We start from the raw sequence: 14,115 nt of genomic DNA, 5'->3' as shown, positions 1-14,115 counted from the left end.
GCGTGGTGCCGATCACAAAGAAACCTAACACGACTAATGACAGCAAACAACGAATGTTCTCGTCATATCGATATATGCATGACGTCTGCTGCCGTAGTTAGGGCGAAATTGGCAGGAGTAACGCCACTTGTTTCCATTGTTGACGGATTAACCCTTCCTTTACCCATGCTTGTGGGAGTGGGGTGCACATAACGCTGCCGGGGGCAGGGGTGCGACTTCGAGGTCGGGGCGTTTCGTCGAAAGGTGTGCTGTAATTAGTCGATGAGTGACATAAGTAGCTTCAACGGCCTGGGTTCGTCCGGAGCGAGCGAACTGTTTCAGATCCTTCGGGATGGACGTCCGCGCACCCGGACCGAGCTCGCGGAACAGATGGGGCTGGCCCGTTCCACCATCACGCTCCGCATTGAGGCGCTGATGGAACTGGGGCTGGTTGGCTTTGTGGACGACGCCGTCTCGACCGGCGGACGTCCTTCCTCGCGCATTGCCTTGAAGGCCGGCAGCAAAATCGTCCTGGGAGTGGACATCGGCGCATCGCACCTGCGCCTGGCGGTCACGGACCTCACCGGGCACCGTTTAAAGGAGGCGGCCCGCAGCATCGAAGTAAAGAGCGGTCCCGATGTTGTGCTGCAGGACGTAGTTGAGCTCGCCTCCGGCCTCCTCAAGGAATCCGGAAGGGCCATGGAGGATCTGCTCGCGATTGGCATCGGCCTTCCCGGCCCGGTGGAGCACCGGACCGGCCGGCCCATCAATCCTCCGATCATGCCCGGCTGGAACGGCTTCGACGTTCCAGGCTACCTGCAGGGCCATTTCCAGGTGCCGGTCCTCGTGGACAACGATGTCAACATCATGGCGCTGGGCGAGCGGAACGTTGCCTGGCCGAACGTGGACGATCTCATCTTCGTGAAAGTTGCCACGGGCATCGGCTCGGGCATCGTGTCGAGCGGCATGCTGCAGCGTGGGGCGGACGGGGTGGCCGGCGACATCGGGCATATCCGGGTGCATAACGGCACCGGAATTCCCTGCCATTGCGGAAATCAGGACTGCCTTGAAGCTGTGGCGTCAGGGCCTGCGGTGGCAACCAGGTTGCGTGCGCTCGGCTTGGACGCAAGCACCAGCGAGGATGTTGTGCGGCTCGTAGGGGCCGGCGTCACAGAAGCTGTGCACGCCGTCCGCCAGGCCGGCAGGGATGTGGGTGAGGTGCTGTCCGCGTGCGTCAGCCTGATCAACCCTTCCGTCATCGTTATTGGCGGTTCCATGGCCATGACGGGTGAGCAGTTCCTGGCAGGCATTCGCGAAGTGGTCTACTCCCGCACCATCCCCCTGGCCACCCAGCACCTCCAGATTGTCCAGTCCACGTCCGGTCTGGACGCCGGTGTTCTTGGCGCCAGCATGCTCGCTATCCACCATGCAATGTCTCCGCAGCGCATCGACGCCATGGTTCTGGGCCTTTCCGGTGCGGCGGCCGGCTAGGGCGACAAACTTCTCCTAACAATCCTTGACTTTTGCTTGACAGACAACAAAAGCCGAGAATAGTCTCAAGCCAGAAGCCCGGTCAACGGAGACGCTACTTCGAGTACAAGACGCCGTTGCCCGGCCAGGCCGGAAGAAAACACTTTCTGCTTGGGTTTCGGGCGCCAATAAGGCGCGTGAAATCAAGGAATTCAGTCAGCAAAGCTCGCACCACAGCTGTAGCAGTGAGTTCCTGCTCCCTTCGTGTCCGTACTGATCGACGGCAGCGGTAGCGCGCGGAGCTCACGGCGAGGACGCTGTGGGTGAAGCAACTAACCGTGGCCTGCCAGCCGCAGCCATAATCAGTGCGTGCCGCGAAACCTTAAAGCCGCTGCGTTGCAGCTTCGTCTGCTTCTCCCCAATGCCGGTGGAGGAACGCACTCACTGCCAGGAAAGGCAACTTATGTGCTTCGGATTTAATGCCCCAGGCGCCCTTCGTCGCTCGTTGGAAGAAAAGGGGGTCGACCGCCGCAGCTTCCTGAGGGGAGCAGTAGCAGCAGGCGTAGGCGTTGGCCTCGCCGGCATCGGTGGAACCGCTGCTGTCGCGGCACCCGCCGCGCAGGCTGCCGGCCGACCGGTAGCCCCCGGACTTATCAGCATCCAGCTCTACACGCTCCGTTCCATCATGCGCGGTGAGGGCATCGAAGCGACGCTGGCAAGCCTGGCTGACTTCGGCTTCACCAAGGTTGAGCTCGCCGGCCTCTACGGCCGCACCGCCGAAGCGATGCGTGGGACGCTCGATTCGCTCGGCATCACCCCGTCCTCAAGCCACGACGGAATCAGCGCCACCCCGGCCGCGCTGGAGACGAAGATCGCCAATGCAGTGACACTCGGCCAGACCCACATCAACGTGCCGTACCTGGTTTCCAGCTCCGCTGACAACTGGCGCCGGTGGGCTGACCAGATGAACGAGGAGGCTGCTGTTGCCCAGCAGTCCGGGCTGAAGTACGGCTACCACAACCATGCCCACGAGTTCACTACCGACCTCGGCGGCGGCCTGACCCCCTGGGACATCTTCACCAGCCGGCTCGACCCCAAGCTGGTCCACCTTGAGGTTGACCTTTACTGGGCCGTCAGCGGCGGTGTCGGCGTGGGCGCAGCAGACCCGATCCAGTTTGCCATCGACACTATCCTCCAGGCTCCGCAGAAGGTCCTGCAGTACCACGTGAAGGACCGCGACGTCTCGGGTGGTTTCGCTGACCTGGGAACCGGGACCATCGACTTCGCCCGCATTTTCCGGGCTCACACCCCCAAGGAGTTCATCGTCGAAAACGACCAGCCGGACGTCACGCCGCTGCAGACGGCCGAGGTGGGCTACAACTACCTGCGGACGCTCCGCTTCTAGTACCGGCCGCTGAGGTTTCGCCTGAAAGCCGGGCCGGGCGGTCATCCATCCGCCGGCCCGGCTTTCGCACATCTTTCCAATAGCAGGAAGAACCGAATGACTGTTACGGATCCGGTCCAGGAACTCGTGGTACTCCTGGACGCAGACGGAATCCCTTGCGGGTCAGCACCGAAGCAGGACGTCCATCATGGGGATACCCCCTTGCACCTGGCCTTTTCCTGTTACGTGTTTGATGAGGCGGGACGGGTCCTGGTTACCCGGCGTGCCCTCACCAAGGCGGCCTGGCCTGGAGTATGGACAAATTCGTTCTGTGGACACCCGATGCCCGGGGAAAGCACTGTTGATGCGGTCCGGCGCAGGGGCAGATGGGAACTCGGGATGGAGATCTCCAACCTGCAACAGTGCCTGCCGCGCTTTAGCTACAGGGCTGTGGACGCGAATGGCATTGTCGAAAATGAAGTCTGCCCTGTATTCACCGCCACGATTGCCGGTGGCCTGACGCCACGGCCGTCAGAGCTATGCGAATATCAATGGGCTCCCCTACCGGATCTGATAGCGGCAACTGAGGCCGCACCTTGGGCATTCAGTCCTTGGCTGGTGCTGCAGCTTCCGGAACTGGGGCAAAGCCTCACTTCCTCCCTCCCGATTCCGGCCTGACTCCCGGATACCTGCATCATGCAGGCAGGACCGCCACCCCTATCCGCGCCGTCAGGCCGTGATGGTGCGGATGGGTGATCCGGCAAGCCAGGCAGTGACGTCCTCAAAGGCGCCGCCGTAGAACTGGCGGTAGCTTTCGCGGGTGACGTAGCCAAGATGCGGCGAGAGCACCGTGTTGGGGGCAGTAAGGAGCGGATGGCCGGCCTGGAGTGGTTCCTGGTCGAACACGTCAAGTGCCGCCCCACGGATCCAGCCCTCGCTGAGTGCCCGCAGCAGTGCGTCCTGGTTCACCAGCGGACCCCTGGCCGTGTTCACCAGGACCCCCTCCGGGCCCAGCAGCCGCAGTTCCTCCTCACCCACGGTGTTTTCCGAGCGCTCGGACAGCCGCAGATGAACAGTGACGACGTCCGACAGGCGGAACAGCTCCGCCTTGTCCACCAGGCGCGCGCCGGCCTCTGCCGCTGCCTCCGCCGTCAGGTTCCGGCTCCATGCCAGCACCTCCATCCCAAACGCCTTCGCGTAACCGGCGATCCGGCGGCCGATCTTGCCGAGCCCCACGATGCCCAGCGTCTTTCCGGAAAGCTCGAAGCCCACCGTCGTCTGCCACGAGCCTGCGCGCAGGGAGTTCTCTTCCGGAGTGAGGTTCCTGGCCAGCGCCAGCAGCAGTGCCCACGTCAGTTCCGGAGCTGCGGCGGGGGAGCCCGGCGTGCCGCAGACGGTGATGCCCTGCTCGGTTGCGGCGGCAACATCTATGGCGGCATTCGCCATCCCCGTGGTGACCAGGAGTTGGAGGGCGGGAAGTTTCTCGAAAACCTCCCGGGGAAAGGCGGTCCGCTCCCGCATGGCGACCACGACGGTGGTATCGGCCAGTGCTGACACCAGGGCTTCCGGCGAGGCAAAGGGTTCCCGGAACGTCATGACGGTGACGCCTTCCGCTTCCAGGGCCGCCCAGTCGGCGAATCCGTGGGCTACATCCTGGTAGTCATCAAGGATGGCGAGGCGGTGCTGCATGGCGGTGTCCTTTGTCCCGGGGCACTGGCTGATGTTCATCGTATGGCACAGTACTGTCCGCCGTGCCGGACCCGCCCAACCACCGGGCGTGATAGCAATGGAGTGATGAGTATCCATATCCCGCGCACCGCATGAGAGGCCGGATCCTTTCCCGGTTTCCCAACAGTTGGATCCTGCTCGCCTGCATCGGGCTGCTGGCGCTGAACCTGCGGGGCCCCTTCGTGGCGGTTGCCCCGGTAGTTGGCCTGATCCAGGCGGAACTGGCTTTTTCACCCGTTATGCTGGGGCTTCTGACCAGCATCCCCGTGCTCTGCTTCTCCCTCGCGGCACCGCTGGCTTCCCTGGCGGCGAGGAAGTTCGGTGCCGAGTTCGCCGTAACGCTGACCATCCTCGGTGTGCTGGCGGGGGTCCTGGTGCGCTCGGCGGGCGGGTCTGCGCTGGTGGTGGCAGGAACGGTGCTGATCGGCGTCGCCATCACAGTGGGCAACATCGCGGCGCCGCTGATCATCCGCCGCGACTTCGCCCCCAGGCGGCAGGGGACCGCGATGGGAATCTACACGGCGGCCCTGAACATCGGTTCATTCCTGACGTCGGTGTTGACGGCACCGCTGGCGGGTCTGGCGGGGTGGCGCTTCGCGCTGGGCTCCGTGGCGGTGTTCGCCGTGGCGGCCGTCGTGGTCTGGACCCTGGCCGTGGGACCCCGCAACGCGTTCCTGGCCTCCCCCGGGAACAGCGGGGACAGCAGCCGGCCGCGGGTGGCCGGATCAGGCTGGATTACAGCAGGACTGACGGCTGGCTTCGGCGGTCAGGCGTTTTCCTATTACGGGGTGACGGCGTGGTTGCCCACCTACCTCGATGATGAGCTGGGGATGTCCGCCGCAGAGGCCGGTGCCGCTTCCTCCATTTTCCAGATCCTTGCGATCGTGGGCGCCCTGGGCGTGCCGTTTGCGGCCAGGTTCATGAGTACGACGGCGGTGGCGGTCACCGTGGGTGCGCTGTGGACGGCCGTGCCGGCGGGGCTGCTGCTGGCGCCGCAGCTCTGGTGGCTGTGGTCCACTTTTGGCGGCATCGCGCAGGGCGGCGGCATCACAGTTATTTTCATTGCCATTATCCAGTTGGCCCGGGACCAGGCGTCCGCCGGCAGGATGTCCGCCACGGTCCAGGGCCTAGGCTACGCCCTCGCCGCCGTGGCACCGCCCCTGTTGGGCTTTGTCCACGATGCTTCGGGTTCCTGGACTCCTGCCCTGCTCGTCGTCCTAGCCTCGGTGCTGACCTTCTTCGTCGCCACCACCCTCTCCGTGCGGAAGGTGCCTAAGGGACGGTGAGCCAGGCGCCGCCGTCGTACGTCTCCACCCCCTTCCGACGCTCTCTCACTTAACGTCGCACAATAACGATCGCTCTCTCACTTTCCATTGGGAAGTGAGAGAGCGATCCGGAAATTCTGCATTAAGTGAGAGAGCGTCGGGATGGACGGCGGGTTGTGGAATGCTCCGCCGCCGGGCCGGCGCTCCGGATTTCGGAGGTGCCTGTTGCGATAGGGCGTGCAGGCCCGGCGGACGGAAGTTGGACGGGTTGTCCGCCGCTATGCCGCCGCGAGCTCCTCGACGGTGGCCTTCTCACGGGCCTCTGTGAGGTAACGGGCATAGGCGGGGAGGGTGAGGAAGGTCGGGAAGTCCCTGGCGAGGGTGACTTCCTCGAAGATGTCGCGGGCGTCCTCGAAGCGGTCGCCGTCGAAGCGTTCGAGCCGGGCGAACTCTTCATCGAGGAGTTCTTCGATCCATTCATGGGTGATGATCTCTCCGTGGTCTGTGATGGCGCGGGCGTAGATCCACTGCCAGAGCTGGGAACGGGAGATTTCTGCGGTGGCGGCGTCTTCCATGAGGTTGTGGATGGCCACTGCTCCGTTGCCGCGGAGCCAGGATTCGATGTAGCGGATCCCGACTTCGATGTTGTTCCGGATGCCCTGTTCGGTGATGGTGCCGGTGGTGGCTGCCACGTTGATCAGGGCGCGGTCGTCCGGGATGACGTCCTCGCGGAGCCGGTCCAGCTGGTTGGGCTTGTCGCCGAGGATGGAGTCGAACACTTCGCGGCAGACCGGCACAAGGTCCGGGTGCGCCACCCAGGAGCCGTCGAAGCCGTCGTTGGCCTCGCGGGTCTTGTCAGCGCGGACCTTCTCGAACGCGTTGGCGTTCGCCTCCGGGTCCTTGCGGTTGGGGACCGCTGCTGCCATTCCGCCGATGGCCAAGGCGCCGCGCTTGTGGCAGGCGCGCACGAGCTGTTCGGTGTAGGCGCGCATGAAGGGCTGGGTCATGGTCACCTGGGCCCGGTCGGGGAGGACGAAGCGGGGGCCGCGGGTGCGGAAGTTCTTGATCAGCGAGAAGATGTAGTCCCAGCGGCCGGCGTTCAGGCCCGCGGCGTGGTCGCGCAGTTCGTAGAGGATTTCTTCCATTTCGAAGGCCGCGGTGATGGTTTCGATCAGCACGGTGGCGCGGATGGTGCCCTGCGGGATGCCGAGCAGGTCCTGGGCGAGGATGAAGATGTCGTTCCAGAGCCGGGCTTCGAGGTGCGTTTCGATCTTGGGCAGGTAGAAGTACGGGCCTTTGCCTTGGGCGAGAAGGCGGCGGGAGTTGTGGAAGAAGTACAGGCCGAAGTCCACGATGCCGCCGGCAATGGGTTCGCCGTCGATAATCATGTGCTTCTCCGGGAGGTGCCAGCCGCGGGGGCGGACCACGATGGTGGGCAGCTCGCATGCGGGGCGGAGCTTGTATTCCTTGCCTTCGTCGGTGGTGAAGTCCAATCGGCGTTCCAGGGCGTCAGTGAGGTTCAGCTGGCCCTTGATGACGTTGCGCCAGCTGGGGGTGGAGGAGTCTTCCATGTCCGCGAGCCACACCTTGGCGCCGGAGTTCAGGGCGTTGATGGTCATCTTCTTGTCCACCGGGCCGGTGATTTCCACACGGCGGTCCTCCAGCCCGGGGGCCGGGGGAGCAACCCGCCACGAGGGATCGTTCCGAATGTCCGCGGTTTCGGCGAGGAACCGGGGGTCGGCGCCGGCGGCAATCTCGGCACGGCGGGTCCGGCGGGCCTGCAGCAGTTCCTGCCGCCGCTCGGCAGTAGCCCGGTGCAGTTTGGCCACGAATTCCAGAGCGTCCGGAGTAAGAACCTCGTTCTGCCGGCAGATGGGCTGCGCGGTCAGGGTGATGCCATTGATGGTGAAGCTGTCAGTGAAGCTGTTCATTTCTGTCTCCTTAAAGACGAAAAGGGAAATTCGACGGCGGGACTTGCCTGAGTGGGTGGGGGCGACGATCACGCTTAGGTGAGCACCGCCGTCGTGCCTCCAGGTGAGCGGAGCGAACAACCTCACCTGTGGCAAAGGGATTAGTGGAACTGGCCCTCTTCTGTCGATCCGACAAGCGCGAGGGTGGATGCGTTCGGGTTGAGCGCGGTGGAGATGGTGTCGAAGTAGCCGGTGCCAACTTCGCGCTGATGTTTCGTGGCGGTGTAGCCGCGGGATTCAGAGGCGAATTCCTTTTCCTGGAGCTCGACGTAGGCGCTCATGCCGTCGCGGGCGTAGCCGTGGGCGAGGTCGAACATCGAGTAGTTCAGGGCGTGGAAGCCGGCCAGGGTGATGAACTGGAACGTGAAGCCCATGGCGCCGAGTTCGCGCTGGAACTTGGCGATGGCGGCGTCGTCCAGGTGCTTGCGCCAGTTGAACGACGGGGAGCAGTTGTAGGAGAGCATCTGGTTTGGGAACTCGGCCTTGACGGCTTCGGCGAACTTGCGGGCCAGTTCCAGGTCCGGGGTGCCGGTTTCCATCCAGATCAGGTCCGAGTAGGGGGCGTAGGCTTTGGCGCGGGCGATGCAGGGTTCGATGCCGTTGCGGACCTTGTAGAAGCCCTCTGCGGTCCGCTCGCCGGTGATGAATTCGCGGTCGCGCTCGTCGACGTCGGAAGTGATCAGGGTGGCTGCCTCGGCGTCGGTGCGCGCGATGACCACCGAGGGGGTGCCGGCGACGTCGGCTGCGAGGCGGGCTGCGTTCAGGGTGCGGACGTGCTGCTGGGTGGGGATGAGGACCTTGCCGCCCAGGTGGCCGCACTTCTTTTCGGACGCGAGCTGGTCTTCCCAGTGAACACCTGAGGCGCCGGCCTGGATCATGGACTTCATGAGTTCATAGGCGTTCAGCGGTCCGCCGAAGCCGGCCTCGGCGTCGGCGACGATCGGGACCAGCCAGTCTTCAACGCTCTGGACACCCTCGGCGAACTCGATCTGGTCCGCCCGGAGCAGGGCGTTGTTGATCCTGCGGACCACGGTGGGTACGGAGTTGGCCGGGTAGAGGGACTGGTCCGGGTAGGTGTGGCCGGAGTTGTTGGCGTCCGCGGCAACCTGCCAGCCGGAAAGGTAGATCGCCCGCAGCCCGGCCTTGACCTGCTGCACCGCCTGGTTGCCCGTCAGGGCGCCCAGGGCATTGGTGTACTTGCCTTCCTTGTGCTCCTCGGTGAGCTGCTTCCACAGTTTTTCGGAACCGCGGCGGGCCAGGGTGTGTTCTTCGGAGACGCGGCCGCGGAGACGGACGACGTCGAAGGCTGAGTAGTCCCGGGTTACACCTTCCCAGCGGGGGTTGGCGTCCCACTCGAGCTCCAGGGCGGCAGCCTGCTGTTCGGGCGTCTGCTGGGTGGGCTCAAATGCTGCAGTCATCGTTGATCTCCTTGATTGAGCTCCGGAATCGGGTAGGTGGGAACCTCGCCTTTGAGGCTCCCACCGGCTTTCCGGTGCGGTGTTTCTTTCCGTGACAACTACTTTTCAGCACTTCCAGGGCGCTTTCCAGACGAAAGTACTGGAAAGAATTGCACTTTTTCACTTATCCTTCAAAAATGCCGCTTGGAAGCTGGAACCGCGAAGCCGCGACGCTATCACCGCCCACCTCATCCGCTGAACTGGACGTCATCAGCCTTGGCCGAAGGGTGCGCCACCTGCGCAAACAGGCCGGGCTGACCCTCGATAACCTGAGCGCCGCCGTCGGCACTGCTCCCAGCCAGCTGAGCCTGATCGAGAACGGCAAGCGGGAACCCAAACTGGGACTCCTTCAGCACCTGGCGGCCGCACTTAACGTCAGCATCGACCAGCTGCTAGGTGCTGAGCCGCCCAGCCGTCGGGCAGCCCTGGAGATCGAGCTGGAACGCTACCAGCGCAGCCCGCTGTACGAGACGCTGAACCTGCCCAAAATCCGCATCAGCTCAAGGCTCCCGCTGGACGTGCTGGAGGCCCAGGTAGGGCTGCTGCATGAGCTGGAGCGGAAGATGAATGAGCAGGTGGCCACCCCCGAGGAAGCACGCCGCGCCAACGGTGAACTGCGTGCCATGATGCGCGAGCGCGGCAACTATTTCGCGGAATATGAGGCGGAGGCGCAGAAGGTCCTCAAAGCCGTGGGTTACACCAGCGGACCGCTGAGCCAGCACGTGATCGCGGACATCGCGGAGAACCTCGGATTTTCCCTCCACCATGTGGGTGACCTGCCGCATTCCACCCGGTCAGTCACGGATTTGAAGAACCGCAGAATTTACCTGACGCAGAACCAGCGCCAGGACCACGACCCGCGTTCGGTGCTGCTGCAGGCCCTGGGGCACTATGTGCTGGGACATGAAACGCCTAAGAACTACGGCGACTTCCTGGCCCAGCGTGTGGCCACGAACTATTTCGCTGCTGCACTGCTGCTCCCCGAGCAGGCCACCATGGAGTTCCTGCACAAGGCCAAGGCCGCCAAGGAAATTGCGGTGGAGGACATCCGCGACGCCTTTGCCGTTTCCTATGAAACCGCGGCCCACCGGTTCACAAACCTCGCCACGCAGCACCTGGGCCTCACCACGCATTTCCAGAAGACCCACCAGAGCGGCATCATCTACAAGGCCTACGAGAACGACGGCGTGACGTTCCCGCAGGACCATACCGGCGCCATCGAGGGCCAGCCGTCGTGCAAGGCTTGGACGTCCCGGGCCGTCTTCGATGTGCCGGACAAGTTCAGCGCCTACAGCCAGTACACAGACACGCCTTCGGGAACGTACTGGTGCACCGCCAGGACTGAGCGCTCCGCCACCGGCGAGTTCTCGCTGAGCATCGGCGTCCCGTACCAGCACGTGAAATGGTTCCGCGGGCGGGAGACGACAGCGAGGGCCAAGTCCACGTGCCCGGATCCGAACTGCTGCAAACGGCCGCCCGCGGAGCTCGCCTCGGAGTGGGCCGGCAACGCCTGGCCGTCCGCCCGGGCCCACTCGCACCTGCTGGCCGCCATGCCGCCGGGCGCGTTCCCCGGTGTGGATGAGACCGAGGTGTACAGCTTCCTGCAGGCACACTCGGGGATCTGACGGCAGGACGGCCCATCAGGTCCTGCAGTGTTTCGCCGGACGCTCTCTCACCCATGGAGCTCCCGGTAGGCGGCGGCAGCTGCCGGGTGCAGCGGCAGGCCGGCAGTGTTGATGAGCGACTCAGGACTGAGGAACTGGACTCCAAGGCTGGAGCGCGGGATCAACTCAGCGGCATGTTCCACCAGGAGCTCCACAGTCCTCTTGACGGTCGCATCGGCAAGGTCGCTGCGGCACAGGAGCAGGTTGGTTACCCCCACCGTCCACACAGCGGGAACCCCGTTATAGGCGCCCTCCGGAATAAGCACCCGGTCGTAGAACACCCCGTGCCTGGCGCGGAGTGCCGGCAGGACGACGGAAAGATCCAGGAAGTTAAGTCCAACATCGCTGTTGACGGCAGCGATGGCGGCAGTGGGGACACCCCCGGACCAGAACAGGGCATCCACTGAGCCTTCCTTCAGTGCGCTGAGTCCGTTGTTCAGTCCGAGGCTCAGGACTGTGGCCGCCTGGCTGGCCCGTGCTGCCGGTGGTGTGCCGGTGAAAGCAACGAGCCCGGCGGCCTCGATCAGGCGCGGAGTTGTCAGGGATGTGCCGGAGCCGGGTTCGCCCACAGCCACCGTCCTGCCGGCCAGATCGGAAACCGTGCGGATGCCGCCGCTCTTCCGGACCACGCAATGAACATAGTTTTCATAAACCCGGCCAAGGGCGGTGAGCCCAGCTCCGGCCGCGCTCTTCCGTGCGGCGCTCTGGGCCGCAGAATCGGCCAGGGCAACGGCGAAAGTGGCCTGCCCAGCCAAGAGGTTTTCGAGGTTGTCCAGGCTGCCTCCGGTGGTCAACGCCGATGCCTGGCGCGCCACGCCGTTCCGCTGGAGGGACGCCGCCAGCAGGGCAGCGAATTCAAGATAGAAACCTCCGGGTTCACCGCCCGCCACTGTGACGGAATCGGGCCGGTCATCCTGGCTGCAACTGCCCAGGGCCGACGACAGGAGACCGGCCAGGCCAAGCCCAACACCCGCCCTCAAGGCCATTCGCCGGGAAAAACTGCCTGACGTCATTTCAGCCATGGGGAGCCGCCTGCCTGTCCACGTCCGCCGTCTGCGGGAACTCCAGGCGGGCAGCCAGGCCGTATGGTTGTGCGGAGGCCAGCACCAAACGGCCTCCATTGGCTGCCGCCAGCTTGTCCACGATCGTCATGCCCAGGCCGTTGCCGCTCAGGTCCCGGTGTCGCGGGGAACGCCAGAAACGCTGCCGCGCAGCAGCCGTTTCTTCCGCCGAAAGCCCTGGACCGTCGTCTGAAACCTCTATCACCACTGCTGCGGCATTCATGAGCACGCGCACCGAGATGTGGGCAGCGCCGGCGTACTTGACCGCGTTGCCCAGCAGTTCCCCGACCATGTGCGACAGGTCGTCACGGTTGCAGGCGATCAGCGCCGGGCGCTCCAGGGGACTGCCGAGAATGACGGTGGCGCCGGCGAGGCGTGCTGCCGGCCCTGCCCGCTCCGTTTCCTCTTGCAGGACCGGGAAAGGATCGATGGGTGCGGCCCGGCCGGACCGGCCTGTCGTGCCCATGCCGGGAAGGGGCGCGGCCACGGAGTCCTCGAAGGCCCGGTGTTCGGCCGCTGCGAGCTTGAGTACGCTGTCCAGAATCCCTTCCACCCGTTCCAGTTCGGTGACAACGGCCGCGGCGGCAGCCCCTTGGCCGGACGCCTTCAGTTCCAGCTCCAGCAGGTCAATCCGCAGCCGCAAGGCGCCCACCGGGTTTCGCAGTTCGTGGGAAGTATCGGCAATGAGCTGGCGTTGGGACTCCATGCTGTGGCTGACGCTTTGTGCCATGGCGGTGAAGGACCGGCTCAATTCCCGGAGCTCGGGCGGTCCTTCCTCCGGTAGCCGGCTGCTCCGGCCCGTCGTCCCAAGCTCGGCCACAGCTGCATTAAGCCGGTGGACAGGGCGGAGCACCCAGCGGGTAACCCTGGAGGCAATGGCCAGCAACATCGCTGCCATCACCGCGGCGGCCAGGCCGACGGCGAGCCAGCGCTCGCGCAGTTTCTGCCGGGCCGCGTCGGGGTTGACTTCCAGGACGGCTGCGCCGAGCACCTGGCTGGCGCTTCCGAAAGAGCGGGACATGACCTGTGTGCCGCTGCCGAAGGGTTGTACTGGGGACAGGGTGGTGCCGCTGAGGTTCAGCGTGGATCTCGCAAGGGCATCCCTGACTTCCGCACGGTCCTCGTCCAGTCCGCCGGATCGCAGGGTGCCCTGCTGCAGCCGGATCAGGACTCCTTCACCATAAAGCTCGGAGTACCTGTCCATTTCCGCCTGCAGCTGTGTGGAATCCCCGCCTTCGGCCCCCGCGTCGAAGGCTACCTGGGCGAACCGGTTGAGCGCGGCCGCCCGGTTGATCTGGAGTTCCTGGGTAAGTTCCCTGCCGGCCGAGGCAAGGATGGCGTTGGACGCCACAAGCACAAGGAGCAGGGACAGGACGCTCAGCACTCCGAGGACACGGAGTCTCACCCTGAACCCGCCTCAACGCGGTAGCCCACACCGCGCACGTTGATGATAAAGCCCGGCAGTCCGAGTTTTGCCCGGAGGCCCGTGAGGTGCACATCGAGGGACCGTGAGGAGGCAATGAAGGCATCGCCCCACAGCGCGTCAAGGATCTGTTCGCGGGTCACCACCGATCCTGCATGGGTGGCCAGGAGCGCGAGCAGGTCGAACTCCGTGGCCGTCAGAGGAACGGCCTCGGCGCCGAGAACGGCCAGCCGTCGCTCCAGGTCCACTTCCAGCGGACCCAGCACAACGCGGCGTTGCCTGCTGCCCCGGGACCTGGCTGCCCGCCGGGTGACAGCCTCGATGCGGGCCAGCAGCTCCACCAGCTTGACGGGTTTGACCAGGTAGTCGTCCGCGCCCGAGCGCAGTCCCAGCACCACGCTGCGTTCGTCGTCGCGGGCGGTCAGGATGAGAATGGGACAGTCGGTCACTTGGCGGAGCTTCCGCAGTACGTCCAGCCCGTCCATGTCCGGCAGGCCCAGGTCCAGGAGGATCACCTCAAAGTTACGGTGGGCCAGCAGCGCGTCGGCCCCGCGGGAAACCCTCGTCGCCTTGTGGCCCGCCGCCGCGACGCCCGCTGCCAGCGCACCTGCCATGGCGTCGTCGTCCTCGACGATGAGCACTTCCATTGCCACTGTTCCTGTCGTTGAAGCCTGGGATGAGCGTCCCCCGCTTCTGGAGACTACCTTCTGGCGG

At 64.8% G+C, this 14,115-nt stretch carries 11 protein-coding genes; 5 read left to right on the top strand and 6 right to left on the bottom strand.

Annotated elements, in window-relative coordinates:
- Positions 1 to 261 precede the first annotated feature (261 nt).
- The 3 genes from FDW81_RS03610 to idi all read left to right on the top strand — a co-directional run bounded on the left by FDW81_RS03610 (position 262) and on the right by idi (position 3,511).
- Positions 262 to 1,470, top strand: a complete 1,209-nt coding sequence (locus FDW81_RS03610; protein ID WP_138132805.1) for an ROK family transcriptional regulator — start codon at positions 262 to 264, stop codon at positions 1,468 to 1,470.
- Positions 1,471 to 1,954: 484 nt separating this feature from the next.
- Entirely contained in the window at positions 1,955 to 2,854 is a 900-nt protein-coding gene (locus FDW81_RS03605) for a sugar phosphate isomerase/epimerase (protein ID WP_205754591.1), read from the top strand.
- A 96-nt stretch (positions 2,855 to 2,950) separates the two neighbouring features.
- Positions 2,951 to 3,511, top strand: coding sequence for an isopentenyl-diphosphate Delta-isomerase (idi, locus tag FDW81_RS03600; RefSeq protein WP_138132803.1), 561 nt, complete (start codon positions 2,951 to 2,953; stop codon positions 3,509 to 3,511).
- A gap of 51 nt (positions 3,512 to 3,562) precedes the next feature.
- Here the strand turns inward: idi and FDW81_RS03595 are convergent, their stop codons facing one another.
- Entirely contained in the window at positions 3,563 to 4,522 is a 960-nt protein-coding gene (locus FDW81_RS03595) for a D-2-hydroxyacid dehydrogenase family protein (protein WP_138132802.1), read from the bottom strand.
- A 131-nt stretch (positions 4,523 to 4,653) separates the two neighbouring features.
- Between FDW81_RS03595 and FDW81_RS03590 the strand changes: the two genes are divergently transcribed.
- Complete coding sequence (locus FDW81_RS03590; RefSeq protein WP_138132801.1) at positions 4,654 to 5,847, top strand: CynX/NimT family MFS transporter; 1,194 nt, start codon at positions 4,654 to 4,656, stop codon at positions 5,845 to 5,847.
- A 257-nt stretch (positions 5,848 to 6,104) separates the two neighbouring features.
- Here the strand turns inward: FDW81_RS03590 and aceB are convergent, their stop codons facing one another.
- Positions 6,105 to 7,757, bottom strand: coding sequence for a malate synthase A (gene aceB / locus FDW81_RS03585; protein WP_138132800.1), 1,653 nt, complete (start codon positions 7,755 to 7,757; stop codon positions 6,105 to 6,107).
- Positions 7,758 to 7,897: 140 nt separating this feature from the next.
- Positions 7,898 to 9,214, bottom strand: coding sequence for an isocitrate lyase (gene aceA / locus FDW81_RS03580; RefSeq protein ID WP_138132799.1), 1,317 nt, complete (start codon positions 9,212 to 9,214; stop codon positions 7,898 to 7,900).
- Positions 9,215 to 9,363: 149 nt separating this feature from the next.
- Here aceA and FDW81_RS03575 point away from each other — a divergent pair, with 149 nt between their 5' ends.
- Positions 9,364 to 10,878 carry an XRE family transcriptional regulator gene (locus FDW81_RS03575; RefSeq protein WP_138132798.1) on the top strand — a complete coding sequence of 505 codons (1,515 nt, stop codon included), beginning with the start codon at positions 9,364 to 9,366 and terminating at the stop codon, positions 10,876 to 10,878.
- A gap of 47 nt (positions 10,879 to 10,925) precedes the next feature.
- Here the strand turns inward: FDW81_RS03575 and FDW81_RS03570 are convergent, their stop codons facing one another.
- The 3 genes from FDW81_RS03570 to FDW81_RS03560 are packed head-to-tail and all read right to left on the bottom strand — an operon-like array spanning position 10,926 to position 14,048.
- Complete coding sequence (locus FDW81_RS03570; RefSeq protein WP_370278731.1) at positions 10,926 to 11,930, bottom strand: TAXI family TRAP transporter solute-binding subunit; 1,005 nt, start codon at positions 11,928 to 11,930, stop codon at positions 10,926 to 10,928.
- 1 nt (position 11,931) lies between these two features.
- The gene (locus FDW81_RS03565) at positions 11,932 to 13,383 is read right to left on the bottom strand and encodes a HAMP domain-containing sensor histidine kinase (protein WP_138132796.1); all 1,452 of its coding nucleotides are present in this window, start codon (positions 13,381 to 13,383) and stop codon (positions 11,932 to 11,934) included.
- Entirely contained in the window at positions 13,380 to 14,048 is a 669-nt protein-coding gene (locus tag FDW81_RS03560; RefSeq protein ID WP_138132795.1) for a response regulator transcription factor, read from the bottom strand. The genes FDW81_RS03565 and FDW81_RS03560 overlap by 4 nt, the downstream gene beginning before the upstream one ends.
- Positions 14,049 to 14,115: the final 67 nt, after the last annotated feature.

The organism is Pseudarthrobacter sp. NamB4, assembly GCF_005796185.1.
Classification (GTDB): Bacteria; Actinomycetota; Actinomycetes; order Actinomycetales; family Micrococcaceae; genus Arthrobacter.
Note: the sequence above shows the minus strand (reverse complement) of the source record. Positions and strands in the feature narration are given on the sequence as shown.

Coding starts and splice junctions, on each gene's coding strand:
- FDW81_RS03590 (WP_138132801.1), top strand. CDS start 4,654: ATGAGAGGCCGGATCCTTTCCCGGTTTCCCAACAGTTGGATCCTGCTC.
- FDW81_RS03610 (WP_138132805.1), top strand. CDS start 262: ATGAGTGACATAAGTAGCTTCAACGGCCTGGGTTCGTCCGGAGCGAGC.
- aceA (WP_138132799.1), bottom strand. CDS start 9,214: ATGACTGCAGCATTTGAGCCCACCCAGCAGACGCCCGAACAGCAGGCT.
- idi (WP_138132803.1), top strand. CDS start 2,951: ATGACTGTTACGGATCCGGTCCAGGAACTCGTGGTACTCCTGGACGCA.
- FDW81_RS03560 (WP_138132795.1), bottom strand. CDS start 14,048: ATGGAAGTGCTCATCGTCGAGGACGACGACGCCATGGCAGGTGCGCTG.
- FDW81_RS03595 (WP_138132802.1), bottom strand. CDS start 4,522: ATGCAGCACCGCCTCGCCATCCTTGATGACTACCAGGATGTAGCCCAC.
- aceB (WP_138132800.1), bottom strand. CDS start 7,757: ATGAACAGCTTCACTGACAGCTTCACCATCAATGGCATCACCCTGACC.
- FDW81_RS03570 (WP_370278731.1), bottom strand. CDS start 11,930: ATGACGTCAGGCAGTTTTTCCCGGCGAATGGCCTTGAGGGCGGGTGTT.